This window comes from Serratia sp. BIGb0234, assembly GCF_024809915.1.
GTDB lineage: Bacteria > Pseudomonadota > Gammaproteobacteria > Enterobacterales > Enterobacteriaceae > Serratia > Serratia liquefaciens.
In genome coordinates, this window is the sequence record NZ_JANUEI010000005.1 from 224382 (window position 1) to 240462 (window position 16081).

15 protein-coding genes are annotated in these 16081 nt (G+C 57.5%); 8 read left to right on the top strand and 7 right to left on the bottom strand.

The window, feature by feature from the left end; genetic code table 11:
• Positions 1-13: 13 nt before the first annotated feature.
• Positions 14-883, top strand: coding sequence for an MDR efflux pump AcrAB transcriptional activator RobA (gene robA, locus M2407_RS19025; RefSeq protein ID WP_259218914.1), 870 nt, complete (start codon positions 14-16; stop codon positions 881-883).
• On the opposite strand, the gene gpmB is transcribed toward robA, so the two are convergent.
• The gene (gene gpmB, locus M2407_RS19030; RefSeq protein ID WP_020825134.1) at positions 880-1527 is read right to left on the bottom strand and encodes a 2,3-diphosphoglycerate-dependent phosphoglycerate mutase GpmB; all 648 of its coding nucleotides are present in this window, start codon (positions 1525-1527) and stop codon (positions 880-882) included. The two genes, robA and gpmB, sit on opposite strands and share 4 nt — an antisense overlap.
• 111 nt (positions 1528-1638) lie before the next feature.
• Here gpmB and yjjX point away from each other — a divergent pair, with 111 nt between their 5' ends.
• A complete protein-coding gene (gene yjjX, locus M2407_RS19035; protein WP_259218916.1) occupies positions 1639-2178 on the top strand; it encodes an inosine/xanthosine triphosphatase in 540 nt (179 codons plus the stop codon).
• A gap of 21 nt (positions 2179-2199) precedes the next feature.
• Here the strand turns inward: yjjX and trpR are convergent, their stop codons facing one another.
• Together trpR and sltY are read right to left on the bottom strand one after the other, a co-directional pair.
• Positions 2200-2529: a trp operon repressor gene (gene trpR / locus M2407_RS19040; RefSeq protein WP_259218917.1), complete on the bottom strand. Its 330-nt coding sequence runs from the start codon at positions 2527-2529 to the stop codon at positions 2200-2202.
• Positions 2530-2584: 55 nt separating this feature from the next.
• Positions 2585-4513: a murein transglycosylase gene (gene sltY / locus M2407_RS19045; RefSeq protein ID WP_259218918.1), complete on the bottom strand. Its 1929-nt coding sequence runs from the start codon at positions 4511-4513 to the stop codon at positions 2585-2587.
• Between the two features lie 737 nt (positions 4514-5250).
• Between sltY and M2407_RS19050 the strand changes: the two genes are divergently transcribed.
• The 4 genes from M2407_RS19050 to ettA all read left to right on the top strand — a co-directional run bounded on the left by M2407_RS19050 (position 5251) and on the right by ettA (position 9450).
• On the top strand, positions 5251-5865 hold the full coding sequence (locus M2407_RS19050) for a YfiR family protein (RefSeq protein ID WP_122077080.1): 615 nt from the start codon (positions 5251-5253) through the stop codon (positions 5863-5865).
• Complete coding sequence (locus M2407_RS19055; protein WP_048762898.1) at positions 5862-7109, top strand: diguanylate cyclase domain-containing protein; 1248 nt, start codon at positions 5862-5864, stop codon at positions 7107-7109. Before M2407_RS19050 ends, M2407_RS19055 begins: the two co-directional genes overlap by 4 nt.
• Positions 7110-7144: 35 nt before the next feature.
• Complete coding sequence (locus tag M2407_RS19060) at positions 7145-7642, top strand: OmpA family protein (protein WP_020825128.1); 498 nt, start codon at positions 7145-7147, stop codon at positions 7640-7642.
• A 140-nt stretch (positions 7643-7782) separates the two neighbouring features.
• Complete coding sequence (ettA, locus tag M2407_RS19065; protein ID WP_041414175.1) at positions 7783-9450, top strand: energy-dependent translational throttle protein EttA; 1668 nt, start codon at positions 7783-7785, stop codon at positions 9448-9450.
• Between the two features lie 30 nt (positions 9451-9480).
• Here ettA and M2407_RS19070 read toward each other — a convergent pair whose 3' ends face one another.
• Positions 9481-10392: a LysR family transcriptional regulator gene (locus M2407_RS19070; RefSeq protein ID WP_020825126.1), complete on the bottom strand. Its 912-nt coding sequence runs from the start codon at positions 10390-10392 to the stop codon at positions 9481-9483.
• Between the two features lie 98 nt (positions 10393-10490).
• Here M2407_RS19070 and M2407_RS19075 point away from each other — a divergent pair, with 98 nt between their 5' ends.
• Positions 10491-11492 carry a zinc-binding alcohol dehydrogenase family protein gene (locus tag M2407_RS19075; protein ID WP_259218920.1) on the top strand — a complete coding sequence of 334 codons (1002 nt, stop codon included), beginning with the start codon at positions 10491-10493 and terminating at the stop codon, positions 11490-11492.
• Between the two features lie 33 nt (positions 11493-11525).
• On the opposite strand, the gene nadR is transcribed toward M2407_RS19075, so the two are convergent.
• The 3 genes from nadR to serB form a co-directional block, all read right to left on the bottom strand.
• Positions 11526-12782 carry a multifunctional transcriptional regulator/nicotinamide-nucleotide adenylyltransferase/ribosylnicotinamide kinase NadR gene (nadR, locus tag M2407_RS19080; RefSeq protein WP_020825124.1) on the bottom strand — a complete coding sequence of 419 codons (1257 nt, stop codon included), beginning with the start codon at positions 12780-12782 and terminating at the stop codon, positions 11526-11528.
• Between the two features lie 56 nt (positions 12783-12838).
• On the bottom strand, positions 12839-14224 hold the full coding sequence (gene radA / locus M2407_RS19085) for a DNA repair protein RadA (protein ID WP_259218921.1): 1386 nt from the start codon (positions 14222-14224) through the stop codon (positions 12839-12841).
• 65 nt (positions 14225-14289) lie between these two features.
• The gene (gene serB, locus M2407_RS19090; RefSeq protein WP_020825122.1) at positions 14290-15267 is read right to left on the bottom strand and encodes a phosphoserine phosphatase; all 978 of its coding nucleotides are present in this window, start codon (positions 15265-15267) and stop codon (positions 14290-14292) included.
• A 104-nt stretch (positions 15268-15371) separates the two neighbouring features.
• On the opposite strand from serB, the gene M2407_RS19095 reads away from it, so the two are divergent.
• Complete coding sequence (locus M2407_RS19095) at positions 15372-16058, top strand: YtjB family periplasmic protein (RefSeq protein ID WP_048762896.1); 687 nt, start codon at positions 15372-15374, stop codon at positions 16056-16058.
• Positions 16059-16081 lie beyond the last annotated feature (23 nt).

Below are 16081 nucleotides of genomic sequence, written 5' to 3' on the forward strand. Positions count from 1 at the left end.
ACGAGGAAGATCTATGGATCAAGCCGGTATCATTCGTGATCTGCTTAGCTGGCTGGAAAGCCATTTGGACCAACCCTTGTCGCTGGACAACGTGGCGGCAAAAGCGGGTTACTCAAAATGGCATCTACAACGGATGTTCAAAGATATTACCGGTAACGCCATCGGCGCTTATATCCGGGCAAGGAGATTATCCAAGGCTGCGGTGGCGCTGCGTTTAACCAGCCGCCCTATTCTGGATATCGCCTTACAGTATCGCTTCGACTCGCAGCAGACATTCACTCGCGCATTTAAAAAACAGTTTGCGCAAACGCCGGCATTGTATCGCCGCGCCGAAGACTGGAGCGCATTCGGCATCTGTCCGCCAATCCGCCTGGGCGCCTTTACCCTGCCGCAGCCAGAGTTTGTCACACTACCGGAACTGCACCTGATTGGCCTGACGCAAAGCTATTCGTGCACGCTGGAGCAAATTTCAAACTTCCGTACCGAGCTGCGTTCACAGTTCTGGCGCCAATACCTGGGCGAAGCGGAGACGCTGCCGCCGGTGCTGTATGGTCTTCATCATTCGCGTCCAAGCCAGGAAAAGGACGACGAGCAGGAAGTGCTGTACACCACGGCACTGGAACCGCATCACGTTCCGAAGGAAATTCAGGCTGGGCAGCCGCTGACGCTGCTGGGTGGCGAGTATGCGATGTTCAGTTATGAAGGCCCAGCCTCTGGCCTGCAGGACTTTATTCTGACGCTGTACGGCACTTGTCTGCCGGCACTCAAACTCACGCGCCGCAAAGGGCACGACATTGAGCGCTTTTATCCCAAGGGTGACCGTCGGCCACCCCAACCGCCAACCGAGATCAACTGCGACTATTTGATCCCGATCCGCCGTTAACGTTGCAGTTCGTCGAGTGCGGGCATGTCCAGATGCGTGATATCGCCCGCCGTTTCGACAATCCAGCCGGAAGCCAGCCAAGGGCTCTGCTGATAGTCGACACGTGACAGCGAACAGTTGCGCAAACGCAGGCGACGTTCGGCATAGGCAGGTAACCCGAGCACGGTGCTGATCAAACAACCCAACGCGATACCGTGGCTCACGATCAGCGGTTTGCTCCCCTCCGGCAGCATCAGGCAGCTTTCCAGCGCCTCGCGCATCCGCCCACCCAGCTCGCTCATGGATTCACCTTGAGGGATACGGCCGTCAGCAGTACCATCGACCATCTGCTTGCGCCACTGCTCTTCCTGCGGCGTCAGACTGTCGATCAGGCGTTCTTCCAGAACCCCCATGTGCAATTCGCGCAAACGTGGATCGTTTATCACCTCGCAACCGCAGGCTTCTGCGATGATTTGCGCGGTGCGTCGGGTACGCCCCAAATCGCTGGTAATCACGTGCGTGATGCCGAGCTTGCTGACGCGTTGGGCAACCAGATGAGCCTGATGTTCGCCGTGGGCGGTTAACGGGCTGTCGGACTGACCCTGGATACGGCGAGCCGCATTCCATTCCGTTTCGCCGTGGCGAACGAGGTATACCTGTAACATTTTGCTTTTCCGTTATACTGCGTGAAACCTGAGTTTATCTTCGTCACAGGCCGCTTGCGCAAGCGTCTGACGTATTGAATAGGCTCTTAGCTTAAGGATGCTAAACCCGTTATGTATCATGTTGTCGCTGCAACTACCAACCCGGCAAAGATTAAGGCTATTCAGTTGGCCTTTGAGGACACCTTCGGCGTAGACCAATGCCGCATTGAATCGGTCGACGTCGCCAGCGGTGTCTCACTGCAACCCATCGGCAATCTCGAAACCCGTACCGGTGCACGCCAGCGCGTCATGGAAGCACGCCAGGTACGCCCGGAGGCCGACTTTTGGGTCGGCGTGGAAGCGGGTATCGAAGAGAATATGACCTTCGCCTGGATGACGGTGGAAAACCCGTACACCCGGGGCGAATCGCGTTCAGCCAGTCTGATGCTGCCGGAGACGATTTTACAGGGAATTCGCGCCGGCCGCGAATTGGGGACGGAAATGGCGACCATCACCGGCAATGCCGAAGTGAAGCGCCAGGGCGGCGCTATCGGTATCTTCACCAATGGGCGATTGAGCCGCACCAGCGTTTACCATCAGGCTCTGCTGTTAGCGCTGGTGCCCTTCCACAACCCGATCTACCAAAACCATAACAACGCGCCGCAAAAATAAGCGCTGACGAGCGAGGCACGACTAAGGTACCTCGCCCAGCAATTGCTGCTCCAGCCACTGCTTCAACGCCGGCGTCGCCGCCTTCAGGCTGTTCGAACCGCGAGTAATGGTGGCAATACCGGCCCCCAGCTCGTTCTTCAGCTCACGCTGGCTCATCTCACCGCGCATCAGTTCCTGAATAATCCGCACCCGCGTCCCCAAAGCCGTTCTTTCGTCCGGCGTCAGCAGCAGTTGCAGCAGCGGTTGATGCAGATCCTGGGCGAACGAATTCTGCAGCAGCGCGACAAAGCGCAGCCAATCCTCATTGCCTTGTTCTGAAAGAGCCGGGTCGTTAAGCGATAATTGCGTCATGGCAAGCCACCATACTATTTAACTAGTACAGCAGCATACCATAGCACCGCAAAAATCAATAACGCCTCTGCCACTCGGCATCGGTCAGCACCTTGGCCGGACGATGCATGAGGTAGCGATAAAATGCGTCATAGGCCAGTACATTCTTCACATAAGAACGGGTTTCCGAGAACGGGATGCTTTCGACAAACGCCACCGCATCTACCCGCCCTTCGCTGTTGCCCAACCAGGTATTCACCCGCGATGGACCGGCGTTGTAGGCCGCCGATGACAGAATGCGGTTACGGCCGAACTGCTGGTACACATACTCCAGGTAGCTGGTACCGATGGTAATGTTAACCCGGGGATCAAGCAGCTGGCTTTGGCTTGAGTAGCCGGGAATATTGTACATCTGCACAGTATGCTGCGCGGTACGCGGCATCACCTGCATCAGGCCGCTGGCCCCTACCGGTGACTGGGCTTTCGGGTTCCAGGCGCTCTCCTGACGGGCTATCGCCATGGCGTAGCTCGGCGTGATCCCCTTGTCATCGGTCGCGGCCCGGAACTCTTGCGGCCAGGCTACCGGGAAGCGCTCTTCAAGGTGATCCCACAGTTTGCCAACGATGGTTGCCTGCACGCTGAGATCGGCCCATTTTTGCTCGAACGCATAACGCGCCAACGCTTCCTGTTCCGGACGACTGCGGCTGGACACAAACGAGGTCCACTCGCTGCGCGCCAGATTATCCATATTCCAGTACATCAGTTCGCGTACCCGGGCAATCTCCGGTCCGTCCACCAGCGAAGCGCGAGGTTTCGCCGCCACGGCCACCATTACCGGGTAAGGCTTATTCAGTTTCTGCGCCGCCACCATTGGATAGAAACCGCGTTCGTTCATCAGGCGACGCAGGATCTCTTCACCTTCACTGCGTTTGCCTTCATCCAGCAGCAGGCTTGCACGCCAGTAACGCCATTCATCTTTATTGCGTGACTCCGCCGGCAGGCGGGCCAGCCAGGTAGCCACCCCCTGGCGATCGCCATTGCCCAATGCCATACGCACACGACGTTCCAGCAGAGCCGGAGACTGACTGCGCAGGATCACCTTATCGCGCCATTGGGTCTGTTCGAAGGTGGCATCACTGCCCATCAGGCGCCAGGCCACCGCCTCTTCCAACCCCAACTGCTCGCTGTCGCTCATTTTCTGCAGGCGCACCAGCGTCGGGATCATCGCGCGAGCATTTTCTACATCCTGGCGCGCCAGGCGTTCAAAAGCGATGCCGGTCGCGGCACGGGTAAAATCTGTTGGCCCTACGCTACGGGCAAAGGATTCTACCGTGGCCGGATCGTTTTGCAGACGCACCAACGCATCGCCCATGGTTTGGTAATCTGACGGCAACTGACGGTACAAGCTGTTGACCAGGCCGCTGTTGCCCTCTTTCAACGCCAGCTTCATACGCTCCAGTATCGCCGATGGTGTCTGTTTGCCGGAGCCCTTCCAGACGCTGAACAGCTTGTCACAGGAGCCCGGTAACGATTTACCGCTCATCCAAACGTCTTCAGCACCGCTCCAGGCCGCCTGTTGATCGCCGGTGGCCCATTTGGCGTAGTAGTAGTTACAACGCGCAGCTATAGGTTTAGGCGCCTGTGGGCTAAAGGCCAACAGAGTCCGCCAGTCTTCACGCCGTGCCAGCTCGTTAACAAAGCGCGGGGCCAACGATTTGGCCGGCGGCAGCGTCGGATGCTGTTTGATAAAATCGTTCACCTCGGAGAACCCGGCCTGACTGAGATCTTGCGTCAGCTCACGGTATTCCAGATAAGGGTATAGCGGGTAATCACGCAGCGTCGGCATCAATTGCGCCACGACGTCCATCTGCTTACTGTCCCACGCCTGTTTAATCTGCAGGTAACGCTGACGCTGGGCGTCCAGCGAGTCCGCCAATGCGGCGCCTGAGAATGCCGTCAGGCACAGGCCCACAGCCAAAAATCGCCACTTGTCTACCTTGACCATACTGACTCTTTCCTCGCTAATGCTGATGGTGTTGCCAGAGCCGATTCCCCCGTTGCCGCGCTACGCCAGCAGCCAACGGACAGTGAAACGGCTCTCCGAGTGTTTCGCGCTCTGTCGTGGGATATCGCTTCATCCGGCACGCCAGAACAAAAGGAGGCGCTGAGTGACTGGCTCAGCCATCTACCATAGACAGCGCGATCGCTTATCCATTCACTACTGTAGATGAAGTTTATCGTCACGAAGGTCTTCAGGTAAAAAAGGTTTACCCTCGCTGACAAATAAAATAAAGCCGGCGCCAAAGACAGCGTATTAATCATTAACCCGAGGTTAACACTGGAAACGAGCGACTCATTTATTATTAATAAGCGCCGCCGACAATAAAATGAAGTCATCTGAAATAATTAGTCATGCAGGATATATTTCCAGGCCGACGACAACGCCGTTGCGCAAATGCCCCAAACCTCAGGCCGGGCGGGCTAACTTTGCAGAAAACGCCTGGCAAACCCTGACGGACGTTTTTATACTATTAAAAAAAGGTAAGATAATTCTGAGAAAACGGCACATAAAGCGCGCAACCGGGATATCTTATAATACAATCCGCGCCAATAATGGGTAGATAGTGTTCATCAGGCAGTGCGATTGACAGTTTTCAGTAAGGCAATTATCCCTTCGAGCGGGTCAGGCTTCTCATTGTTATGTTGCCGCATCGGTACTGCGGATCTGGGCAGGAATGGCAGATGAAGATGGCAAATAATGCCGCGTGGTTAGCGACCTGCGCAAAAAATTCTCTTGCGAGTTTCATTTGCGCACGTCTGGACTACGGCCGCCTGTTGTCGCTGGTGCTGCTTACCCTGCTGGCCTTTCCCGGTTCAGCCCGCCCCGAAACCGGTGATCCTTATCAAAATCGCATCCATGCCGTCACCACCGTGGTGGTAGGCATTATCAGCTATGCCCGTTGGCCCAGCGAACCCAATCCGATCCGACTGTGTGTGACGGCCCCTACGCAGTACGCCGAAGGCCTGTTCGATCCGATCCTGCTTAGCGCTCCGCGGCCCATTAAGGCCGAGCGCGTATCCTTTGACAGCCCGCTGTTGAGCACCGGCTGCGATGTTATTTATTTGGGCAATATTAACGCCGGCCAGAAACAGAATTTTATACAACGCATCAGCGGCCACTCCATTCTCAGCATCAGCGAAAACGATGTTGAATGCTCGGCCGGCAGCGCGTTCTGCCTGCAAATCGAAGGGGATACCGCGAGTTTTAAAGCCAATCTCGATGCGCTGGCACGTAGCGGCGTGCGCGTTCACCCCAACGTGTTGCAGTTGGCACGCAAACAGGCGCCCCCGCTATGAAGTGGTTGCGCAAGAACCGTTCGGGTCAGTCACGCCCTACGCTGGGCCGGGTACTGCAAAGAGTACACCTTGGGCTGGCGCTGATTGCCGTGGGTACTGCGGGGATCTTCCTGACCCTGGTGGCGCTGTTTGCACTGCGCGCCTATGCCAACCATAACCTGCATCTGATCGCGCGCTCCATCAGCTATACCGTTGAAGCCGCCGTGGTGTTCGAAGACCGTGCCGCCGCCCGCGAAGCCCTGGTGCTGATCGCCTCTAAAGAGGAAGTGTCGGAAGCCAGAATTCTGAACAACAACGGCAAAGTGCTTGCGACCTGGCACCATCCCAAGGATGGCCCACTGCACGGCATGGAGCAAGTCGTGGCGCACTGGGCGTTGCCACAACCGGTGATCCTGCCGATCACTCACGAAGGCAAAGAGGTCGGCAAAGTGTGGTTAAGTGGCCACGGCGGCAGCCTGCTGCGTTTTTTGCTACGCGGTATGGTAGGCATGATCGCCTGTCTGGTGCTCAGTACCCTGTGTGCGCTGGTACTGTCGCGCCGCATGTTGCAGGGGATCGTCCGCTCGCTGGACGATATCGCTAACGTGGCGCATGCGGTACGGCGCGATCGCGCCTTTGGGCTGCGGGTGCCTTCGGCACCGATTGCCGAACTGCATGAGCTGAGCAGCGACTTTAATGGCCTGCTTGACGAACTGGAGGCCTGGCAGGCGCACCTGAAACAGGAGAATGACTCGCTGACCCACCGGGCGACCCACGACAGCCTGACCGGCTTGCCAAACCGCGCTTTCTTCGAAGGCCGACTGAGTCGCGCGCTGGGAGACATCGAGTCACCCGAAAAACTGGCGGTGCTGTTTATCGACGGCGATCGCTTCAAGGAAGTTAACGACAGCTACGGCCACGCCGCCGGCGACGTAGTGCTGACCACCATTGCCGGGCGTATCCGCGCGCAGTTACGCGAGAGCGACCTGGTTGCACGTTTAGGAGGTGATGAGTTCGCCGTACTGTTGGCACCGGTCCACACTACGGAAGATGTACTGCAGATTGCCGATAACATTATCGACTGCATGACCCAACCGGTGATGTTACCGAACGGCGAAGAGGTCATTTCCTCTTTGAGTATCGGTATTGCACTTTACCCTGAACATGCGGTGACGCCTCAGGGGCTCTTGCACGAAGCTGACGATGCGATGTACCAGGCCAAGCATCGTTATAACGGAGGCTGGCGGCTGGCAATACAAAAATAAAGCCCCGGCTATAAAATAAAACTAGGGATTTGATTATGATACAGCAAACACTAAAAAACCGTTTTTCACTGCTGACGATGATGTTTATCGCCCTGCTGGCGCTCGCCGGCTGTCAGAGCAAGCCGCAGGGCCTGACGCCCGAGCAGATTGCCCTGTTGCAGTCGCAAGGGTTCAAACTGACGGATAACGGCTGGGAATTTGGCCTGTCCGACAAGGTGCTGTTCGGCAACAACGTGGGCAAGCTGAACCCGGAAAGCACCGACACGGTACAGAAAATGGGCCGTGCACTGATGAGCGTCGGCATCACCAAATTCCGTCTGGACGGTCACACGGATAATTACGGTGAAGACAGCTATAACGACCAGCTCTCGCTGCGCCGCGCCAATGCGGTGGCCGACCTGCTGGCCAGCGTAGGCATCCCACGCGCTAACATCGAAACTCGCGGCATGGGAAAACGCGACCCGGTCGCCGATAACCGCACCTCCAGCGGCCGGGCGGAAAACCGCCGCGTCGCGATCGTCGTCACTCCTTAAGCGACCAATATGCGCCTTCACGGGCGCATAACCGGTTATACTTAGCGATCGCTGAGTGATGTCTGGGATCCGCTTTCGAAACGGGCTACACTCCGCAGCCAGACATCCTATAAAAACTGATATAGAGAGGCTAGAGCACCGTGGCTCAATACGTCTATACCATGCACCGCGTCGGCAAAGTGGTTCCGCCGAAGCGTCATATTCTGAAAAACATCTCACTGAGCTTCTTCCCTGGCGCCAAAATCGGCGTGCTGGGTCTGAACGGCTCGGGTAAATCCACTCTGTTGCGCATCATGGCCGGCATCGACACCGATATCGAAGGTGAAGCTCGCCCGCAGCAAGGGATCAAAATCGGCTACCTGCCTCAGGAACCGCAGCTGAATCTGGAGCACACCGTCCGCGAGTCGGTCGAAGAAGCGCTGGCGGAAGTGGTCGGTGCCCTGAAACGTCTTGATGAAGTGTACGCGCTGTACGCTGAAGAAGGCGCGGACTTCGACAAGCTGGCCGCTGAACAGGGCCGTCTGGAAGAAATCATTCAGGCCCATGATGGCCACAACCTGAATACCCAGCTTGAGCGCGCCGCCGATGCGTTGCGCCTGCCGGAATGGGACGCAAAAATCGCCAACCTGTCCGGTGGTGAACGTCGCCGTGTCGCGCTGTGCCGCCTGCTGCTGGAAAAACCGGACATGCTGCTGCTGGACGAACCGACCAACCACCTGGATGCGGAATCCGTGGCCTGGCTGGAACGCTTCCTGCACGACTTCGAAGGAACCGTTGTGGCGATCACCCACGACCGTTACTTCCTCGACAACGTGGCCGGCTGGATCCTCGAGCTGGACCGCGGCGAAGGCATCCCGTGGGAAGGCAACTACTCTTCCTGGCTGGAGCAGAAAGACGCACGTCTGGCGCAGGAAGCCTCTTCCGAAGCCGCACGCCGCAAATCCATCGAGAAAGAGCTGGAGTGGGTGCGTCAGGGCGCTAAAGGCCGTCAGTCCAAAGGCAAGGCACGTTTGGCCCGCTTTGAAGAGCTGAACAGCACCGAATACCAAAAGCGTAACGAAACCAACGAACTCTTTATTCCACCTGGCGCACGCCTGGGCGATAAAGTGGTTGAAGTCAGCAACCTGCGCAAGTCCTACGGCGACCGCGTGCTGATTGACGATCTCTCCTTCGCCGTGCCGAAGGGCGCGATTGTCGGCATTATCGGCCCGAACGGCGCCGGTAAATCCACGCTGTTCCGCATGATGTCCGGTCAGGAACAGCCTGATTCCGGCAGCATCGTGCTGGGTGACACCGTCAAGCTGGCGTCGGTCGATCAGTTCCGTGACAGCATGGACAATTCAAAAACCGTTTGGGAAGAAGTCTCCGGCGGCCAGGACATCATGCGTATCGGCAACACCGAAATGCCAAGCCGTGCTTACGTCGGTCGCTTTAACTTCAAAGGCGTCGATCAGGGCAAGCGCGTGGGCGAACTGTCCGGCGGTGAGCGCGGTCGTCTGCACCTGGCCAAGCTGCTGCAGGTTGGCGGCAACGTACTGCTGCTCGACGAACCGACCAACGACCTGGATATTGAAACCCTGCGCGCGCTGGAAAACGCCCTGTTGGAGTTCCCGGGCTGCGCGATGGTTATCTCGCACGACCGTTGGTTCCTCGACCGTATTGCTACCCACATTCTGGATTACCAGGATGAAGGTAACGTCGAGTTCTTCGAAGGTAACTTCACCGAATACGAAGAGTACAAGAAACGTACGCTGGGCGCCGAAGCGCTTGAGCCGCACCGTATCAAGTACAAGAGAATCGCCAAGTAATCCGAAAGGCGCCGCATGCGGCGCCTTTTTTTATTCCCGCGCCAGCTCGCGGGCATAATCGTCAAATACCGGGTGTTGCAACACCACGTCAATAAAACAGGCCAGCGCCGGGGAATTGAGCTTGCGACTGGGATAAACCAGATAGAGTTCATTGCCTTCCGCCTGCCATTCCGGCAACACCTCCACCAGCTGTTTTTGCGCCACTACCTCGCGGCTGAGAAATGCCGGCAACAAAGTAATACCCGCGCCGTAAATCGCACATTCGCGCGCGTACAGCAGATTATCGGTGATATGCAGCGTCGGCAGTTGCCAGCGAAAATACTCATCGCCCCGGCGCAGATTCCATGCGGGCCAGGAACGATGCGCGATGCAGCGGTGCTGCTGCAACTGTTGCGGATGCAGGATCGGCGGGTACTGCGCCAGATATGCCGACGATGCCAGCAAATAGCGCGGCGCATGCCCCAAACGCCGGCCAATCAGCGAGGAGTCCTGCGGTTTGCCGGTGCGTAATGCGGCGTCAAATCCGTCCTGCACCATATCCACCATCGCATCGGATACCGACACCTCCAGTGACACGTCCGGGTATTGGCGCTGAAAATCCGCCGCCAGCCGCGCCAGCAACGTCGCCCCCAGCCCGGCAGGGGTTGAGATGCGCAACCGACCACTCGGGTTGTCACGCAGCCGTTGCAGCGCAAAATCGGCGCGTTCGGCAGCATTCAGCATCTCCTGGCAGTGTTCCAGATAGCGTTCGCCGGCAAAGGTCAGGTTGAGCTGGCGGGTGGTACGGTTCAGCAAGCGCAGGCCCAGCGTCTGTTCCAACTGGCTGATGCGCTGGCTGACGCTGGACTTCGGCAAAGCGGCGCGTTTGGCGGCGGCGGTAAAACTGCCGCACTCGGCCACCAGTGCAAACAGCGCCATATCCTGCAGCTGCTTAAACCTCATTGTTCACCTCAAACGAACACTTAGTTAGTTATTGTCCATCTTATCACTCCCTCTCAAGAGGTCTACACTGAGGTTATTCATTCGAAAGGAGCACAGTCATGCCGATTAAAGCCATTGCCGTAGACCCGAAAAACCCCGCCGCCTTCATAGAGATCAGCCCGGAAAAACCCACGCCGGGTCAGTACGATCTGTTGGTGGAAGTGAAAGCGGTGTCGGTCAACCCGGTGGATACCAAGGTCCATGCCGGCCTGCAAAAAAGCGGCCTGCAGCAGCCACGCATTCTCGGTTGGGACGCCAGCGGCGTCGTGGTTGAAGTGGGCAGCAGCGTCAGCGGCTTCAAACCCGGCGATGAGGTTTGGTACGCCGGTGATATCACTCGCCCGGGCAGCAACAGCACCCAACAATTGATCGATTCACGTATTACTGCTCACAAGCCTCGCAGCCTGAACTGGGCCGAGTCTGCCGCCATGCCGCTGACTGCACTGACTGCCTGGGAAGCACTGTTCGAACATCTGAAAATTCAGGATGCGGCACCGGGGAAAACTCTGTTGATCATCGGCGGCGCCGGTGGTGTTGGTTCGCTGGCGATCCCGTTTGCGGCACAGCGCAGTCAGGTGAAGGTGATTGCGACCGCCTCTCGTCCCGAGTCGGCGGCCTGGTGTCTGGAACGGGGTGCCGATCTGGTGGTGGACTACCGCGATCTGAAAGCTAACCTGGCGCAACAGGGCATTGAGAACGTGGATTATATTCTGTGCCTGAACGATACCGACGGCCACTGGCAAGCCATCTCCGATCTGATCGCGCCGATGGGACATATCTGCACCATCGTGGAAAACGCCCAGCCGTTGGACCAGAGCGCACTGAAGCTGAAAAGCGCCGCGCTGCACTGGGAATTGATGTTTACCCGCAGTATGTTCAACACGCCAGATATCGCTCAGCAGGGCGAGATCCTCAAGCAAGTGGCGCAACTGCTGGATGAAGGGAGGCTGAGCACCACCCTGAGCGAAACGATGCAAGGGCTAACGGTGCCGACGCTGACCGCCGCGCATCAAAAACTGCTCGACGGACATATGCAGGGAAAACTGGTGATTGTTTACTGATGACCGACGGGGCGCAGCCTGCGCCCCGCAGGCTTAGACTGCAACGCCAACCAGGCGGCTGGCATCGGCCGCCAGCAGCTGTTTGACCAGTTCTACGCAGCGCAGGAAGCGCTCGTCGTAATCGCTGGACTCTACATGGACGTATTCAATGTTGTTGGCCCGCAGCATCTCTTCCAGCAAATACTGGAATGCCTTGCGATCGTTGGGATTGCCCAGGCTGCGCAACCCATCCGCCACCCATGGGGTATTATTCTCCAGCAGGATCACCAGATCAAAGCGGTACTCGTCGATCAACGCCTGTACAAAGGGGTGCTCGCGTCCTTCGTACTTTTTGCAGAACGCCTGAGTGGTCACGAAGTCGGTATCGATAAACGCCACTTTATTGGCGTATTTCACCGCAAAATCGACGTACTGCGCCTGGCCCAGGGCGATTTTGTCATAGTCGGAATACTGGAGCGCCATCTCATCCCCGCCGAGGTGTGAGAACACGTAGTCGCGGCCATATTCCCAGGCGCTGGTAGTGTTGAAGATGTTCGCCAGCTTATTGACCAGGGTCGATTTCCCGCTCGACTCGCCGCCGAGGATAGCCACGGTGCGTACAAAAAACGGCTTCACTTCGGTCGGGATATAGTCCCAATAGCGGAACGGATCCTGGCGGATTTGGCGGCCGCTGATGTTCATAAATGAACGTTCGGGATCGATCAGAATGGTTTCAATGCCCAGATGTTCGCGATAGCGCGGAGCATCCTGTGCTTCACTGGAATAGATAAAGCTCGGCACTATGGCCTTTTGCTCCAGAAAAGCTTTCACCCCGTCACTCCACACGTTCCAGCCGTGCGGATAGGGCTCGATGCCCTGTTCGTCAAACGAGTGAATATGAATGTTTTTCTGATACTTGAAGGTTTGCAGCAGCCAGCGCAGACGATCGCTGACCGTCGGCTGTTGCGACATCGAGCTGTTGTCGAACAGCTCCCGATCGCGCGGTTCATCGTGACACAGGATCACGTGCAACTCATCCACCTGGCTACAGGCTCGCTGGATCAGGTAAATATGACCGGTGTGCAGAGGGTAAAATTTACCAAACACCACGCCGACCTTTTTCTCACGGCGTGGGAACTCAAGCCCAAGGTAACGGTGCAGCGCCTCCAGCTTCTGGGCGCTAGGGCTTTTGATTTTGTCGTTTAACAGCTGGCTAAGATAGCCTTTGGTCATGCCACTGGCATCCGCCACCTGCTGCAGAGTGCAGTTCTTTTGCTTAATCGACGCCTTCAGGTAATCGAATTGCCGCATAGCCCCTCCGTTTAGTATGCTAAACAAAATAGCATAATCTGCGTACCGCGTGGCAATTAATAAAACTGTTCCAACACGTCCAGCGCATCCGCCAGTTTCTTCACGCCAAACACCTGCATATTGGCCGGCGGTTTTTTCGGCACGTTAGCGTGCGGCACGATGGCACGCTTGAAGCCGTGTTTCGCCGCTTCGGAAATCCGTTCCTGACCGCTCGGTACCGGACGGATCTCCCCCGCCAGCCCCACTTCGCCAAACACCACCAAATCGTTCGGCAATGGGCGGTCACGCAGGCTGGACACCAACGACATCAGCAACGCCAAATCGGCGCTGGTTTCACTGACCTTCACCCCACCGACCACGTTAACGAACACGTCCTGATCGGACATCTGCAATCCGCCATGCCGATGCAGCACCGCCAACAGGATCGCCAATCGGTTTTGCTCCAGGCCGACCGCCACTCGCCGCGGGTTAGACATCATGGAATGATCCACCAGCGCCTGAATTTCCACCAGCAACGGCCGCGTACCTTCCCAAACCACCATCACCGAACTGCCGGAGGTGACCTCATCGCCACGGCTGAGGAAGATGGCAGACGGGTTGCTGACCTCACGCAGGCCCTGCTCGGTCATGGCGAACACGCCCAGCTCATTCACCGCACCAAAGCGGTTTTTATGGCTGCGCAGGGTACGAAAACGTGAATCGCCGTCGCCGTCCAGCAGCACCGAACAGTCGATGCAGTGTTCCAATACTTTCGGCCCGGCCAGGGAACCGTCTTTGGTGACGTGACCGACCATGACAATCGCCACGCCGCGCGTCTTGGCGAAACGCGTCAGATAAGCCGCCGTTTCACGTACCTGCGCAACGCTACCCGGCGAAGATTGAATATCCGCCATGTGCATCACCTGAATGGAGTCGATCACCATCAGCTTCGGCTGTTCCTGCTCGGCGATCAGGCAGATCTGTTCGATGCTGGTTTCCGACAGCATATTCAGGCCGCCGGTCGGCAAACCGAGGCGATGGGCGCGCATCGCGACCTGCTGCAGTGATTCCTCACCGGTGACGTACAGGGTTTTCATCTGCTCGGACAGTTTGCACAGCACCTGCAGCAGCAAGGTACTTTTACCTGCGCCGGGGTTACCGCCGATCAGGATCGCACTGCCCGGAACCACCCCGCCGCCCAGCACGCGGTCAAACTCGAGGAAACCGGTGGAAAAACGCGGCAGCTCTTCCAGGCTGATGTCCGACAGCTTTTGTACCTTGCTGATACCGGCATCGCCGGCGTAGCCGCTCAGACGCTCGTTGCGAGAAGAGGAAGACACGGCAGCCAGACGCACTTCTGTAATGCTGTTCCAGGCGTGGCAAGCGCTGCACTGCCCCTGCCAGCGCGGATAATCTGCGCCGCACTCATTACATACAAACGCCCGTTTTGCTGCTTTTGCCACGTATTACCTCTGCTTTATTACCACATTGCCGCTGACGGGCGTCATCGCCGGGTCAGGGGCCTACTTTAGCGTACTTCGTGTTTCAGGCTGCCGGTCAACACGCACAGCACGCCCATAAGATCGGCATGGCGAATCGACACCTGCGCCTTCTCATACACTTTCGGTTTGGCGTGATAGGCAATGCCCAACCCGGCAACCTGCATCATTTTCAAATCGTTGGCGCCGTCGCCGATAGCGACAGTTTGCTGCGGTGGAATACCCAGTTTTTCCGCCAGCGCTACCAGCGTATCGGCTTTGAACTGCGCGTCCACCACCGGTCCCAGCACCTCGCCGGTCAACTTGCCGTCGCGGATCTCCAGCTCGTTAGCCACCACCGCCACCAGCTTCAGTCTGTCACGCAGATACTCGGCATAGTAGGTGAAGCCGCCGGAGGCAATCGCCACGTGCCAGTCCATCGCCTGCAGCTTGCGCACCAGGTTGGTCAGCCCGGACATCAGCGGCAGCTCGTCACGCACCTGCTTGAGGATATTGGCATCGGCGCCTTTCAGCGTACCGACGCGCTGACGCAGGCTGGCGGTAAAGTCCAGCTCGCCGCGCATCGCGCGTTCGGTCACTTCCGACACCTGCTCACCGACGCCCGCCAGTTTGGCAATCTCGTCGATGCATTCAATTTCAATCGCGGTGGAGTCCATATCCATCACCAGCAACCCGGGGGTGCGCAGGTGGGGGATCTTGCCCAGCGGCGCCACGTCCAGCCCGCTCTCCGCCGCCAGCGTTTTGGCGCGTGCCGTCAGCGTGCCCGCCAGACGCACCACCTGATAATCCTCTACGCACCAGGCAGTGACGATCACCATCGCCGCGCCCAGCTTGCGCTGGAAATCGGTAATGCGCGTTTTGTTCAGTTCTCTGCCATATAATAGCCAACCGGTATGACCCGCCCGATAATCCAGCGGCATCACTTCGTCACCGCTCAGCGAAAGGGGAAGACCCGGCCATTGAGAGATCTCAGCCGGGAGATCGCAATAGGTCAGACTATTCGACATCCTTAACTCCTGAAAAAACACTGCATGATAAAACGACGCATCAAGCTATCCTATCGCCATTGCTTCTGGCAACATAAAGTGTCCAAGATGCCCAAGGAACCTGCATGGCCCGCGCTAAACTGAAATTCCGCCTGCACCGCACCGCTATTATCCTGATTTGCCTGGCTTTGCTGGTGCTGTTGATGCAGGGCGCTTCCTATTTTAGCCTGAGTCACCAATTGGCGCGATCCGAACAGGTGGAAGAACTGGCGCAAACGCTGACCAAACAGGTGGCATCCAGCCTGGCCCCCCTGATGGATGACGACAGCGACGTCGACAACCAACGCATCGACGCCATCCTCAAACAGCTCACCGACCACAGCCGCATTTTGGACGCCAGCGTCTATCAGTTGGACGGCTCCCTGGTTTCCCACGCCGGTGAGCAGATAAGTATACGCGATCGCCTGTCGCTTGACGGTAAACGCGCCGGCAGCTACTTCAATCATCAGCTGGTTGAACCCATTGAGAACAAAGACGGGCCGATCGGCTTTATCCGCATCACGCTGGACACCCACGTGCTGGCGACCGAATCCAAACAGGTGGATAACACCACCAACCTGCTGCGCCTGATGATTTTGCTGGCGCTGGCCATCGGCATCATCCTGGCCCGTACGCTGTTGCAGCACCGCCGCAGCCGCTGGCAGCAGTCCCCGTACCTGTTAACCGCCAACACGCCGTTGGAGGAAGGCAATACGGTGGAAGATGACGATGACGAAAAGCCGGAAGATAAGAAAGAAGAGAAGATGCCCTAGGCTTGCTTTAAGCCATGCGCTGG

What these genes read in the sequence shown, in the direction of transcription:
- robA (WP_259218914.1), top strand. Translation starts at nt 14, where the DNA reads ATGGATCAAGCCGGTATCATTCGTGATCTGCTTAGCTGGCTGGAAAGC.
- gpmB (WP_020825134.1), bottom strand. Translation starts at nt 1,527, where the DNA reads ATGTTACAGGTATACCTCGTTCGCCACGGCGAAACGGAATGGAATGCG.
- yjjX (WP_259218916.1), top strand. Translation starts at nt 1,639, where the DNA reads ATGTATCATGTTGTCGCTGCAACTACCAACCCGGCAAAGATTAAGGCT.
- trpR (WP_259218917.1), bottom strand. Translation starts at nt 2,529, where the DNA reads ATGACGCAATTATCGCTTAACGACCCGGCTCTTTCAGAACAAGGCAAT.
- sltY (WP_259218918.1), bottom strand. Translation starts at nt 4,513, where the DNA reads ATGGTCAAGGTAGACAAGTGGCGATTTTTGGCTGTGGGCCTGTGCCTG.
- M2407_RS19050 (WP_122077080.1), top strand. Translation starts at nt 5,251, where the DNA reads ATGAAGATGGCAAATAATGCCGCGTGGTTAGCGACCTGCGCAAAAAAT.
- M2407_RS19055 (WP_048762898.1), top strand. Translation starts at nt 5,862, where the DNA reads ATGAAGTGGTTGCGCAAGAACCGTTCGGGTCAGTCACGCCCTACGCTG.
- M2407_RS19060 (WP_020825128.1), top strand. Translation starts at nt 7,145, where the DNA reads ATGATACAGCAAACACTAAAAAACCGTTTTTCACTGCTGACGATGATG.
- M2407_RS19070 (WP_020825126.1), bottom strand. Translation starts at nt 10,392, where the DNA reads ATGAGGTTTAAGCAGCTGCAGGATATGGCGCTGTTTGCACTGGTGGCC.
- M2407_RS19075 (WP_259218920.1), top strand. Translation starts at nt 10,491, where the DNA reads ATGCCGATTAAAGCCATTGCCGTAGACCCGAAAAACCCCGCCGCCTTC.
- nadR (WP_020825124.1), bottom strand. Translation starts at nt 12,782, where the DNA reads ATGCGGCAATTCGATTACCTGAAGGCGTCGATTAAGCAAAAGAACTGC.
- serB (WP_020825122.1), bottom strand. Translation starts at nt 15,267, where the DNA reads ATGTCGAATAGTCTGACCTATTGCGATCTCCCGGCTGAGATCTCTCAA.
- M2407_RS19095 (WP_048762896.1), top strand. Translation starts at nt 15,372, where the DNA reads ATGGCCCGCGCTAAACTGAAATTCCGCCTGCACCGCACCGCTATTATC.